Source organism: Candidatus Poribacteria bacterium, from assembly GCA_028820845.1.
Classification (GTDB): Bacteria; Poribacteria; WGA-4E; order WGA-4E; family WGA-3G; genus WGA-3G.
The window spans coordinates 36,699-49,543 of sequence record JAPPII010000092.1 but is presented as its reverse complement, the minus strand read 5'-3'; the positions used below and the strand labels follow the sequence as shown (position 1 = coordinate 49,543).

General features: G+C 50.5%; 9 protein-coding genes. 2 read left to right on the top strand and 7 right to left on the bottom strand.

Annotated elements, in window-relative coordinates:
• Window positions 1-40 precede the first annotated feature (40 nt).
• Both miaB and OXN25_17115 read right to left on the bottom strand, forming a co-directional pair.
• Entirely contained in the window at window positions 41-1,465 is a 1,425-nt protein-coding gene (gene miaB, locus OXN25_17120; protein MDE0426575.1) for a tRNA (N6-isopentenyl adenosine(37)-C2)-methylthiotransferase MiaB, read from the bottom strand.
• A gap of 82 nt (window positions 1,466-1,547) precedes the next feature.
• Window positions 1,548-2,309, bottom strand: coding sequence for a PmoA family protein (locus tag OXN25_17115; GenBank protein ID MDE0426574.1), 762 nt, complete (start codon window positions 2,307-2,309; stop codon window positions 1,548-1,550).
• A 287-nt stretch (window positions 2,310-2,596) separates the two neighbouring features.
• Here OXN25_17115 and OXN25_17110 point away from each other — a divergent pair, with 287 nt between their 5' ends.
• Entirely contained in the window at window positions 2,597-3,289 is a 693-nt protein-coding gene (locus OXN25_17110; protein ID MDE0426573.1) for a gamma-glutamyl-gamma-aminobutyrate hydrolase family protein, read from the top strand.
• Here OXN25_17110 and OXN25_17105 read toward each other — a convergent pair.
• The 3 genes from OXN25_17105 to OXN25_17095 form a co-directional block, all read right to left on the bottom strand.
• Complete coding sequence (locus tag OXN25_17105) at window positions 3,286-4,260, bottom strand: PorV/PorQ family protein (GenBank protein MDE0426572.1); 975 nt, start codon at window positions 4,258-4,260, stop codon at window positions 3,286-3,288. The two genes, OXN25_17110 and OXN25_17105, sit on opposite strands and share 4 nt — an antisense overlap.
• Window positions 4,261-4,360: 100 nt before the next feature.
• Window positions 4,361-6,352 carry a T9SS type A sorting domain-containing protein gene (locus tag OXN25_17100; GenBank protein MDE0426571.1) on the bottom strand — a complete coding sequence of 664 codons (1,992 nt, stop codon included), beginning with the start codon at window positions 6,350-6,352 and terminating at the stop codon, window positions 4,361-4,363.
• A gap of 99 nt (window positions 6,353-6,451) precedes the next feature.
• Window positions 6,452-10,690, bottom strand: a complete 4,239-nt coding sequence (locus OXN25_17095; protein ID MDE0426570.1) for a T9SS type A sorting domain-containing protein — start codon at window positions 10,688-10,690, stop codon at window positions 6,452-6,454.
• Between the two features lie 129 nt (window positions 10,691-10,819).
• Between OXN25_17095 and OXN25_17090 the strand changes: the two genes are divergently transcribed.
• Window positions 10,820-10,990, top strand: a complete 171-nt coding sequence (locus OXN25_17090) for a hypothetical protein (protein MDE0426569.1) — start codon at window positions 10,820-10,822, stop codon at window positions 10,988-10,990.
• Window positions 10,991-11,137: 147 nt separating this feature from the next.
• Here OXN25_17090 and OXN25_17085 read toward each other — a convergent pair whose 3' ends face one another.
• A complete protein-coding gene (locus OXN25_17085; GenBank protein ID MDE0426568.1) occupies window positions 11,138-11,974 on the bottom strand; it encodes a 2OG-Fe(II) oxygenase in 837 nt (278 codons plus the stop codon).
• Window positions 11,975-11,994: 20 nt separating this feature from the next.
• Entirely contained in the window at window positions 11,995-12,834 is an 840-nt protein-coding gene (locus OXN25_17080; protein MDE0426567.1) for a phytanoyl-CoA dioxygenase family protein, read from the bottom strand.
• Between the last annotated feature and the right edge of the window lie 11 nt (window positions 12,835-12,845).

Genomic DNA, 12,845 nt, shown 5'->3' with positions numbered 1-12,845 from the left:
AGTCGGGGTTACAAACCCCTCCTACAGGTGTTGGCATCCATCAAACAGTCTGTCCAATCAAAGTATGTGCCGTTGTCGTGTCAACACGAACGTTGACGACATCGCCGATTTTGGTATCGGGAACCTTCGGAAATACAGCAGTTTTGAAGCCATCGGTTTTTCCGTGGTATTTATCCGCATCCCGCCGTGATTCACCCTCTATAAGCACAGCGACGGTATCACCAACGGTGTCACGATTGATTTCTGCGGAAATGTTTTCCTGGAGTTCGATAATCCGTTTAAGCCGTTCACCTTTTACCGTTTCCGGCACATCGTCAGGGAATGCTTTGTGTGCAAGTGTTCCTTCGCGTTCGGAATACTTGAACATGAATGCTGAATCGTAGCGGATGTCCGCCATCATCTTGTACGTCTCCATAAACTCATCTTCGGTCTCACCACAGAAACCGACGATAATATCGGTTGTGATAGCGATATCAGGAATACGTTCGCGAAGTTTGGCGACGAGGTTACGGTATTCCTCAGCCGTGTAGGTGCGCCGCATCCGCTCCAGGACTTCGGTTGATCCGGATTGGAGTGGGAGATGCAGGTGTTTACAGACGCTTGAAGAACTTGCCATTGCATCAATCATACTGTCAGTTGCATCTGCAGGGTGTGGAGAGGTAAACCGCACGCGTTCCAATCCGTTGACATCACCGACAGCATAGAGAAGGTCTCCGAAATCGGCATCGTTGTCGCGGTAGGAGTTAACCGTCTGACCGAGCAGAACGACCTCTTTGAAGCCTTGGTCCACAAGTTTTTCGACATCCTCAACGAGGAGTTTTAAGGGGAGGCTCCGCTCTCTGCCGCGGACGAAGGGGACGATGCAGAAGGTGCACATCTTATCGCACCCGCGTTGGATCGTGAGCCATGCGCGGATTCCCTCTTTTCGGATGGGGGCGATGTCGGCGTAATCCTCGCTTTTGTCCAACCGTAATCCAACAAACGGGTCTCGGTCTGTAAGGGAAACGTGAGATTCAACGCCACGCGCCAGAGAATCGAGTGCCACGGGTAGATCCCGATAGGCATCAGGTCCCATTACGAGGTCAACATAAGGTGCTGCGTCAAGAAGTTTATCCCGGAGATGCTGCGCCATACAGCCACACACACCGATAATAAGGTCGGGTTGACGGCGTTTACGGTGGTTGAGCTGCACAAGTCGATTGATAACTTTGGTTTCAGCGTTTTCCCGTATCGCACAGGTATTGACAAGGACGACATCGGCATCGTCGAGATGTGGCACGGTCTGGTGTCCGCTTTGTGTCAAGATACCCGCCATGAGTTCGCTATCACTGACGTTCATCTGGCACCCATAGGTTTCGATGTAAACGCGCCGGGCATGCGAAGGCATTCCCGCCTGGGGTGCTTGCAGCGGATTACCTGCTGGCTTATCTTTATTATACAGTGGGAAAAGCGTTTGGTCTTTCATAGACTTTCATATAGTGAACGGGCAATGAATGGTTTCCCTACTACAAACCAGAAAACCTCAATTACTGACAGCTGATAGCCGACTACCGACCATTAGTATAATCCTCGTGGTACTGCCAGACATCAAAGGTAAAGAGATCACCGATGTACGCAAGCATTCGGTATTTCAAAATCCGTGTTGCACCGACCTCCACTGTGAAAGGTGTTGCCTCTGCGAACAGAAACCCATAAGAGAGATCGTCAGCAAAAAATGTCGTTTCTCCATTTGTAGGATGCGGAAAGATAGCGATACCGACGGCGTTTTGCTCAGCAGTCGTAATACCTGAAAGCGTTCCCCACGCCGATTTATTTCCGTTGACTTCCGACTCACCAAGTCGCCCGTCTGCATCCAAGGCTTTGCGGTATTCCATCTCAACAGCCCGACACGTGAGTCCCGTGTTACCCGCAATATCGAGTGAAGTCGTCGGTGCGTGTAGTGAGACTTCTATGTCCAACACTTGAACTTCGATTTGACGGAGATGGACTTTTGTCGTGAACGTCTCTATCAGAAGCGATTCTGGGGCACCATACGTTGTGACAATTGCGAATTCTTCCGCGGATTCCGCAAGCGTCGGTTTCCGTTCATACGCTGCTCGCTGCTCACCGTTGACGGTTCCGAGTGTAAAACAGATCCCTGGTGGATACTGTGCCCGGTTGTCCGCATCCTCTGTTACGACCTGCCCATTCGACGCATAGAGCGGATGGAAATAGGTCGGACGTTCAAGGTCACCGTAACAGCACGTGAGCATCGGCGCGCCGTCCTCTATAATAGATAACGCTGTTTTGCTAACTTCACGATGTAACATAAATATTATCATAAATTATACCATGCATCGTTAGATAATGCAAATAGTTGTTAGCGGTCAGCGGTTGGCAATTGGCGATTAGTGGTTGTCAGAATCAGGATTTGCATGATTACGATAGTGAGACAGGATGTTTGTAGTAGTGCGATTTATCGCACGTCGTAAAATGCTATGAACGGGCAATGAATTGCCCTACTACGAACTAAGAGATTTAGATTGATTTGTTATTTGCTTTCAAGATGGGGTACAATTTATGAAGTCTATCACGACTCAAAAGGAGGATTTCGACTATGGCACCTATTATTGGAATTACATTTAGTTCCGAGATTATAACAGGCACTGCTAAAAATTACACCCGTGCTATTGAAGAATTCGGGGGTGAATCTCGCATTTTATACCCTGACGTTCCAGATTCTGAATTTGCTGATATTGATGGACTTTTACTAACAGGGGGTGGCGATATCCATCCGAAGTTTTTCGATCAGGCGTGTCATCCTAAGCTTAAATTCGTTGATGAAGCGCGAGACGGGCTGGAATTACCGCTATGTCGAGAAGCAATAGAAGCGAATCTACCTGTCTTCGGTATTTGCCGCGGGATTCAAGTCATGAGTGTCGCAATGCGGGGAAGCCTGTATCAAGACGTTCCTTCTCAACTTACAGACCCTTTGACGCATCCAGCAAAAAATAGTAGTGAGGATTCCGAACACGAGATTGAGATTGAATCTAACAGTCGGTTATGCAAACTTGTAGAAAAAAGAGGAGATAAAGTCAATTCCGCACACCACCAAGCGGTAGACGAAATTGGCGAAGGTTTTATTGTTACGGCGAGATCTGCAGATGGGGTTATTGAGGCTATGGAAAACCCGTCAAAGGACTTTGTATTGGGTGTGCAATACCACCCTGAACGGATGATTAGAACGGAAGAATTTCGTGAACACAGACGCAAATTATTTGAAGCGTTTATTCAGGCTGCGTCTGGCTAAAAGTTAGCGACTAAGGAGAAGCGGTGGGTTAATCCGAGGACACCGAAGGGGACAAGTGCGTAATCAATCTGGAACTGCCGAAGCGTTAATCCAAAACCGCTAGCAAGTCCAGAAATCGCTCCCAAATCGTTGCCGCCGATTTTATATTTATAGCCAGTGCGGAGTTGCAAGATATTGCCGATGGTATAACCCGCACCGATACCTATCTCGATATCGTTATCGGAGGGACGGATAATATCAGTGGTTAGGGTGAACGCGTCGTTCCAGAGTTTGTAGGCACCACCGAACCTAAAAGTAACAGGAAGCCCAAAAGCCTCCTCGATGAACTTCACTCTCGGTCCGAGGTGCTGTGCGTTGAAGCCCAAAGCGAGCGGCGTGCCGGGAAAGGTGTATAACACTCCGAAATCGAAAGCGATACCGGTTCCGGTTTCGTCAGCGATCTGTTCGCGTAAGAATTTCGCATTCGTCCCAAAGGCGAGATTATCCCCGAAACTGCGGGCATACGAGAGGATCAACGCCAAATCGTAGGGTCGGAAGATAGTCGTCTCGTTCCCCTCTCGGTCGCGTCCTTGTAGCTCACCGAAAGATAGGTAACTTGAACTGAAGCCGACGGTGCCAATACTCCCAATTGGAAGTGCAAACCCGACAAATTCGTGGTTGATTCCGGCGAACCACTCGTTATGCATAAGTGCAAGTTGTGGCTTTTGGAGTCTCGTGAGTCCGGCAGGATTCCAGTATGATGCGTAGAGGTCATCGGTCGCAGCGACTTGCGATTCCCCCATGCTCATTGCCTCGGCGCCGACCCCGATTTTGAGGAATGTCATGGCGCGGGTGCCTGCGTTTTCGTGGATGTCTGTGCTATCAGCTGCTATGGGCAGAGATATGAGGGTAAGAATTGCGATGAGGGTATAGGTAAACAGGCAATATCTCTTGCAGCACACACGTCTCTGGTATTTATTAAGATGTCTCATTTTTCCTTCCCAATGATAAAGTCCAAATTTAGTATATCACATTGTCGCGTGAAAGTCAAACACAGATTGTTAGAAGTTAGGCATTCAGTATCTCAGTTTCCTATTTCTGTATCAACATCTTCCGGGTAGCGGTGAAATCACCAGCAGTAACGGAGTCGCGTGTGGACTCCGTGGACAATGTATAGAAATAGACACCGCTTGCGACAGGTTCACCGAACTCGTTTTTTCCATCCCAATAGACGGCATCTCCCTGATGTGTGTGGATACCAGCAGGTTGGTGTCCAACGGCTAAAGTCCGAATCAAGGTGCCATTTGCCGTGTAGATACGCACGGTAACTTCAGCGGGTTCCGAGAGTTGATAGGGAATCCATGTCTCTGGATTGAATGGGTTTGGGTAATTCTGCAACACAGCGTTCAACGTATGATTGTTATTGGTATCCTTTGTCAGGAACGAGGGTGCTCCCGCCGTTAGCTGCGCCAGCGGAAATTCCCAGAGCAATATCGTGCCGTCGTTACTTGCACTCGCGAGCGTTTTTCCATTCGGGCTGAAGGCAAGCCGTGTAATGCGCTCCGTATGTCCTGTGAGTGTCAATTTATGTGAGCCCGTGACGACATCCCATAAGTGAATTGTTTTGTCCTTATGCCACCCCGTACTTGCGAGTGTTTTTCCATTCGGGCTGAAGGCAATACTACCGACCCATTCTGTATGGCCCCGAAGCACCGTCTTCACATCTCCATTGATCGCATCCCACAGCAGGACTGTCCCGTCTTTCTTTCCACTGGCGAGCATCCGTCCATCTGGACTCAAGGCAAAACTTTCAGCAGATGTACTACTGGTACTCCATTTGATTTTGTAAGGTCTGCTGGTGATGTCCCATAACCGTATCCCTGCCCGGCCTCCAATTGCGAGTGTTTGTCCGTCGGGACTGAACGCCAAGTTTGAAGGACTGTTTGTATTTTGCCAACTCAGCGTTGCTTGGTGATAGCCAGTTGTAACATCCCAGAGACAGACGCTTTGGTCATCACTTGCACTGGCAAGTGTGCTACCATCTGGACTGAATGCGAGGCTTGCAACCCTGTGTCTCTGCCCAACCAGTGTCGTTTCCTGTGTGCCAGTCGCCGTGTCCCAGAGTCGGATTGTGAGGTCGGTCCAACTTCCACTACTTGCGAGTGTTTTTCCATCCGGACTGAAAGCGAGCGATGCGATCCCGCTTGTATGTCCAAGGAGCACCGATCTGCTGGTGACAGTGGCAATATCCCAGAGTCGCACCTTATGATCCCAACCACCACTTGCAAGCGTCCGGCTGTCAGGGCTAAAGGCGATAGCGGTGATGACGGGGAGATGTCCGGTAATCTTTAGTTTCTGATGTAGGCTGACGGTATCCCAAATTAAGACATCGCTGCCGCGGCTCCCGGCGAATTGTGAGCCATCCGCGCTGAAGGTAACATATCCAACCCCTATTGTAGGTGCTAATGCTGTCGTGTGCGTGCCGTTTATCGGATTCCATACACATATCGAATCGTTATTCCCATTGATAAGGAGCGTGCCATCGGGCCTGAAAGCGACACTACTCACCCCTTGAGAATATCCAGTCAGTGTTGATTTCAACGCACCGGTCGCAACATTCCAGAGATATATAGCCGCATCTTCTCCCCAGTCGGCACTGACGAGTGTCTGTCCATCCGGACTGAAGACGATACAACTGACACTCTTGGCATGTCCGTGTAGTGCTGCTATGTGCGTTCCCGTTTGGACATCCCATAACTGTATTGTTTTGTCCTCATGATTCCCACCACTTGCGAGTATTTTTCCGTCCGGGCTGAAGGCGATAGCATTGATGCTATCTATGTGTCCAGTGAACAGATGCAGTGCTTCACCCGTTTCGGTGTCATAAATCCAAGTTCCGATAGTACTCGGAACACCGAGCAGTTTATTATCCGGCGAAAAGGCGATATTTCCCGAAACGTGACCTTTCCCGATGCGTGCTTTCGCCTCTTTCGGTAAATGCCACCGTGTATAATCTTCGGCGGAGGCATTCGATAAAAGTAGCGTCGAAACGAGGAGTAGGACTACAATGGAAAATTGCATCATTCTCATGGTGTTAGCCTCCTAAGTCGTCTGAACTGTGATTTATAGGATAACCCGCTATCATGGCACGTCTGAAAATCATAAAAATCCAGGTTCTGACCACTATTTCTGTATCACCATTCTCCGTGTGGCGGTAAATTGTCCTGCAGACAATGTGTAAAAATAAACGCCACTCGATACCGGTTCCGCAAGTTCATTTTTCCCGTCCCAATATGCCGCACGGTCTCGGGATTCATAGATACCGGCTGCTTGCTGTCCGAATGCTAACGTCCGCACCAGTTTCCCATCAGCGGCATAGATGGACACGGTAACGTCCGCAGGTTTTGCCAATTGATAGGGTATCCACGTCTCCGGGTTGAACGGATTGGGGTAGTTTTGCAGCAGAGATGGCTGTTTAGCGGTTCGCAACGTTTGGGGTGGTGCACCCAGCGTTTCAGGTTCAGCGGGTAGTTCCCACAAGAGAACGGTTCCGTCTCCGCCACCACTGGCAAGGGTTCTGCCATCTGGACTGAATGCAAGGTCGTTTACGCCGTCCGTATGTCCTGTGAGTGTGGCTTTATGTCTGACATTGGGAACATCCCATAACCGCACCGTGCCTTCCGTATAAGTGCCACCAATTGCAAGCGTTTTGCCGTTGGGACTGAACGCAACGCTCTGCGCGCCATCTTTATGTCCATTGAGTGCTGCAATTTCTGTAGCACTGGCAACATCCCATACCCGTACTGGATCCCGGTAACTACTGCTAACAAGTAGGTTTCCATCTGGACTGAACGCAACATCGGAAATCCAATGTAAATGTCCTTCCAGTGTTGCTGTGAGTGTTGCGGTCGGGACATCCCACAGTCGTAGGTTCCTGTAATACCCAATCGCGAGTGTTTTTCCGTCTGGACTGAATGCAATGCAGGCGACACCGTCTGAGTTGTTCGTCCGTGGGGTAGCAAGCACCGCTTCGGGCACACCGGTCGCAACATCTAACAGAATGACTCTGTTATTTTCGTATTCTTCGCTGACCGCGAGTGTTTTTCCGTCTGGACTAAAGGCAACCGCACTCACCGTTGAAATATGATGCAAGTAAGCAGCTGTGTGATTGCTTAACACAGGAAATTGGCATTCGAGTTCCGATGATCGCGGTGCGACTGTGCCGGCTATATCCCATAAGAACACCTTATTGTCTGCCCAGCCACTACTGCCGCCACTGGCGAGGGTTTGCCCGTTCGGACTGAAGGCGATGGATTCAACGCCTTCTGAGTGTCCAGTGCGAATCGCTTTGAGAGGGGCGGGAACTGCTATATCCCATAATTGCACGACGCTATCCCAACCGCTGGTTGCGAGGGTTTGCCCGTCAGGACTGAACGCGAGGCTGGAGATATCTACAGCATGCCCAGCAATCGTAGCTCGATGGTCACCATTTATTCCATCCCAGAGTCGGATGGTACCGTCTTGACTTGCGCTGGCGAGTGTGAGACCATTCGGACTGAAGGCGATACTCGTGGTTGGACGGGTATGGCCTGTGAGCGTGGCTTTGAGGGTGTAACTACCGACATCCCACAAAAATACAGTGCCGTCATCACTGCTACTGGCGAGAGTTTGCCCGTCAGGACTAAAAGCGAGGATCCAGACCCGCCGTGTTGGACCGCTGAGCTCGGCTTTGAGGGTGTGGCTTTCAACGCCCCACAAACGGATTGTCGCGTCGTAACCTCCACTGGCGAGTGTGCGACCGTCCGGACTAAAAACGACTGCATCGACAGAAAATCTATGGCTTTCAAGGGTAGCAACGGTTTGCCGAGTGTTAATATTCCATAACTGCAAGGGGTCTGCCCATCCGCCGCTGGCGAGCATCTCTCCATTTGGACTGATAGCGAGTGCCTGCATCCGACCGTCTTCATTCCCGCCGAACGTGGCGAAGGGCATACCTGTAACAGCATCCCATAAGAATAGAGAGCCATCTTCACTACTACTGATGATTGTGCGACCATCCGGACTAAAAGTAATATTCGTCACGTCATCTGCATGTCCAGCGAGGGTAGCTTTGTGCTCACCCGTGTTAGCGTCCCACAAATACACCTTGGTATCCCCCCAGGCCCGACTACCTACAAGCGTCTTGCCATCTGGACTGAACGCAACCCGTCCAATCCAATGAGAATGTTCGGTATAAAGTTTTAATGCCTTGTTCGTGTCCGCGTCGTATATCCAGAGGCCGATCGACGTTGGAACAACCAACTGTGTGCCATCAGGTGAAAAGGTGATGTTCCCGGATATTCCGCCCTTTCCAAAGCGCGCTTTCGCCCCTTCAGGCAGATGCCATTGTGTCATATCCTGTCTGAAAGGCGGTTCAACGAAATCTATGTCTTGGACGTTCACCCCTGCGCCATTATCTGCGTATGTAGTTGGTATTATCTCTACCGTAGGTTCAAACTCCCATAGGACCACAGTGCTATCATAACTTCCACTTGCGAATGTGCGACCATTCGGACTGAATGCCATGCTCGTAATTGATTCAGTATGCCCGCGGAGCGTCCGTTTCAGTGTTTCCGTGTGCATATCCCATAGCAGTATAGTGCCGTCGTAACCGCCGCCCGCGAGGGTGCTGCCATCTGGACTGAAGACGATTGATCTCAGTTCTACTGCATGTGCAAAGGTAGTTTTACGCGTACCTGTGCTAACATCCCACAGTGTTACGTTTTTGTCCCGCCAGCTCCCACCACTTGCGAGCGTCTGTCCGTCAGGACTGAATGCAACATTCATAACCCAGGTATCTGTCGCCAGAATTTTTATGTTTTCACCTGTAACAGTGTTCCACAATCGGGCAGTGTCGTCAAAACCACCACTTGCGAGGGTTTTGCCGTCGGGACTGAACGCAACGCTAAAAATAGTCCCGACGTGCCCTATCAGGGCGCGTTTGTGTTGACCGCTCTTAACATCAAAAAGCCGCACGGTTCGGTCAGCACTTCCACTGGCGATTAGATTTCCATCGGGGCTAAAGGCAATGCTGTGAATATAGCTTGTGTGCCCAGTAAGTATCGCTTTTTGGCACCACAGCACAGTGGAAGAAGTTTGTAGCCCCGCTTGTTGTGGCACGCGTTCCCATAGGTATATCTGCTCATACCCGACAGTTGCGAGGACTTTACCGTTCGGACTAAATGCGACACTCTCGACGCGCCAGGGGTGCCATCCCCAGGATCCGTATCTGAGCAGCGGTGGTGCAGGCAAGGAGGTGATGAGTTGCTGCTTGCGAACATTCCAGAGCTGAACGCTCCCATCACGGCTGCCGCTTGCAAGGGTGTGTCCATCAGGACTGAAGGTGACTGACAGCGGTGCATCGAGACGCTTGGTAAGTCGTCTTATGGGAATCTCTTTAATGACATCCCATAAATACACCTCTGCCGAGTTAGCGATAGCGAGTGTCCTACCGTCTGGACTGAAGGCAATGTGTTGGACATCGGTTGTGTGTGCGATGGAAGCTTTCTGTTCCCAATTGACTGTATCCCACAGGAACACGTAACCATCGCTATCGCCGCTTGCGAGGGTTCTACCATCTGGACTGAAAACGACGCTATAGACGTTTCCTTGATGCCCCGGGAGTGTCTGCTTCTTCTGAAGACTGCTAACATCCCATAGGCGGACAGTCCTACGCTCATATCCCTCCCCACTTATGAGGATACGACTATCTGGACTGAACGTAAGACTATACACAGGGGCGTTATGTGCGGTGAGTATTGCTGTTTGCTGTTTGCTGGCAGTATCCCACAAACGGATCGTTTTGTGTTCATTTCCGTTGCTCGCACTTGCGAGGGTCTGTCCATCTGGACTGAACGCAAGGCTGGTGATAGCTGACTCGTGTCCAGTGAGTATTGCCTTTTGCCGTCCGCTGCTGATGTCCCATAGACGCACGGTTGGGTCCCAATATCCACCGCCACTTGCGAGCGTCTGCCCATCTGGACTGAAGGCTATCTGAAGGGCACTCCGTTCGTGTCCAGTGAATATTGCTTTCTGCTCCCCGGTTACAGCATCCCATAAACGCACAACGCTGTCGTACCCCGCGCTTGCGAGTGTCTGCCCATTTGGACTGAAGGCGATGTCCCCTATGCTCACGGGTGCGGTTTGCATGACAGCAGCATCCGCATTGCGCGCGACGAACACTTCCAATTCTTCCCCGCTGTGGGGGTCATATATCCAGATACCGAGAGTGCTTGAAACGGCGAGGCGGGTGCCATCGAGCGCATAAGCTATTGCGTTGATGCTACCCTTGCCAAATCGTGCTTTGGCACCTTCCGGTAATGCTACCTGCGTGCTGTACGGATTCGCGGCAACGGTTCGTAAACGTAAGGGGGGGATACACATAGAATTGCAGCAATTGTTAGCGTATAGAAGAGAAAGATGGAGTACTTCACGGGTTTGACCTCCTGTCTGACGCGTTATGTATAGCCTATAGCAAATATCGTGCCAATTGCGCGCTTTGAGGGGCGAGATATGATCAGATGGAAGGGTGGAGGCATGGAAAGTAGGGATGTGGAAGCCGAAGCCATCCAAACTACCTACCATCCAATCTTCCACTACTGCCCCAGATTGTGCAGGGTCTGCCCAAAAGTGTTCAGAATTTGGACATATAAAGTCGACTATATCGGATGGGTGAAGTACTGACGAGGTTAGAAATGCCCGTCGCATTTAGGCGAGTACGCCGCAAAACCTCGCCAGCATATACAGGGACATAGGGTTGTCCGAAAGCACTGACGAGGTTAGGAAACCTCGCCAGCACATATAGGGTTGTCCGAAAGAGAGAGGTGGGATTTACGACCAGACGAATATTTCGTCATCTTCGGGAGAATATCCGATAAAGACTGCCAAGACGATGCGGGCGCGTGTCCCTTGAACGGGTGGTACTTCGTGGATACAGCGCGTGTTGAAAAAGTAGAGGTCGCCTTGTTGGAGATTGACCTGATAGTTTTCTATCCCATTTTCAGCAGCGTACCTATCAAACGTTTCTTCGGCGATGTAGGGTTGGATCTCCTCAGACCAGAGACATCGGTGTAAGATGGCTTGTGTGCCTTTTCCGTTTTCATCGGCATTTTGGACACATAGCACGCCTGCAAACTGATGCTCGAAGCGATAGACTTGGTAGTCAGTGCGATTCTCACGGTATTTGACGTGATCGATATGTGGTTTGTAGCTATGGGTTTCGTAGTGGACACGGAAGATCGCCGGACCATAGCGCGAGCCGTCAGGTTCACGCGCGACCTTCACCTCTTGTCTGGGGGAAAGTGTGTCAAGGGAGTCGTAAATCAAGTCGACCGGATTCTCAAATCCATCGAATAGGAATTTAAAGAGGTGATGCGTCGCTTTGGCGTGTGCCAAAAATTTCGCTTTATCGCTACCGCGGTTCCCGAGGCTCGTGCCGATGTCGATACGGGTGCGTCTATCAACGGAGTTGATATCGGCTTCGTCGCGCATCAAGCCCATGTTTGTGAACCGATTAATGAGTCCGTTGCACTGTTCGGGCGAATAGGCGTTCCGCAGAATAATGGCGGGCATTTCCGCTTGAGAGAGTGAATGAATCGGGTTGCTATACGCTTTGCCAACCGTTTCAAGATCAGGCTCCGCTGGGAGCCAATTGTTTTGCGTGCTCATGGGAACCTCCGTGGCAATCGTCAAAAACGCGGATTGAAGAGATAATCGTAATCATCTATTTTATTTTTCGCGAAGTCAAGGAACTCAGCATTATGGTCGAGATCGCTGTCTTCAAAGGCGGCTTCGCATCCGGTATTATACTTCAGTCGGCGGTTGGATCCGAGCCAAGAGACGCGGTGAATCATCGCTATCATGTGGCGCGGTTTATCAGACGGATTCGGAACGCCTCGATGCCAGAGTCGCATATCTCGAATGAGGGCACTTCCCTTCTTCGCACTGCCACGGATAGGCGGACAGATTTTCCGGCGCGCTTCCTCTTCCTCTTCCGCTATGCGTTTACCACTGACCGCCAGATGTGAGCCGGGCCAGATTTCAACACTTCCGTTCTCCTCTGTTGTATCTTGCGGTGAGATGTTAACGACAACCTCTGCTGTCGGGTGTGCTACTTCTTGATCTGGCCACAGGTGTGCGCCGTCTCTGTGGAGCGGCTGCGTTGTGCTACCGGGGGAGTTGGTATTTCCGTTGTAAAAATTATTATAGACACCCTGACCGAGGAGTTCCTTGGTCACTTGCACAACGTAGGGGTTCGCGACGATGTCCTTGAAGATGTAGGGCGCGTAAGGGGGCGGCCCCTGTTGGAGATGTCCTACGAGTCTACCTGCCCCACCCCATTTTTCTTCATTAATTAAGATTTGTGAATCGGCATCCATCCGCTCACGTAGAATGTCCAAGTGTTCATGGTTAACGACATTCTCCAAGATAACGTAACCATCAACATGAATTGCCTGGACGGCTTGTTCAACGTGTGCGTCTGTCAGTTTTCCTGCTGCTAATTCTTCAGGTCGCACGGTGATTTCCATAATAGTATTCC

Excerpts from the sequence above, each read along its gene's own strand:
- miaB (MDE0426575.1), bottom strand. The coding sequence starts at position 1,465 with ATGAAAGACCAAACGCTTTTCCCACTGTATAATAAAGATAAGCCAGCA.
- OXN25_17115 (MDE0426574.1), bottom strand. The coding sequence starts at position 2,309 with ATGTTACATCGTGAAGTTAGCAAAACAGCGTTATCTATTATAGAGGAC.
- OXN25_17110 (MDE0426573.1), top strand. The coding sequence starts at position 2,597 with ATGGCACCTATTATTGGAATTACATTTAGTTCCGAGATTATAACAGGC.
- OXN25_17105 (MDE0426572.1), bottom strand. The coding sequence starts at position 4,260 with ATGAGACATCTTAATAAATACCAGAGACGTGTGTGCTGCAAGAGATAT.
- OXN25_17100 (MDE0426571.1), bottom strand. The coding sequence starts at position 6,352 with ATGATGCAATTTTCCATTGTAGTCCTACTCCTCGTTTCGACGCTACTT.
- OXN25_17095 (MDE0426570.1), bottom strand. The coding sequence starts at position 10,690 with ATGTGTATCCCCCCCTTACGTTTACGAACCGTTGCCGCGAATCCGTAC.
- OXN25_17090 (MDE0426569.1), top strand. The coding sequence starts at position 10,820 with ATGATCAGATGGAAGGGTGGAGGCATGGAAAGTAGGGATGTGGAAGCC.
- OXN25_17085 (MDE0426568.1), bottom strand. The coding sequence starts at position 11,974 with ATGAGCACGCAAAACAATTGGCTCCCAGCGGAGCCTGATCTTGAAACG.
- OXN25_17080 (MDE0426567.1), bottom strand. The coding sequence starts at position 12,834 with ATGGAAATCACCGTGCGACCTGAAGAATTAGCAGCAGGAAAACTGACA.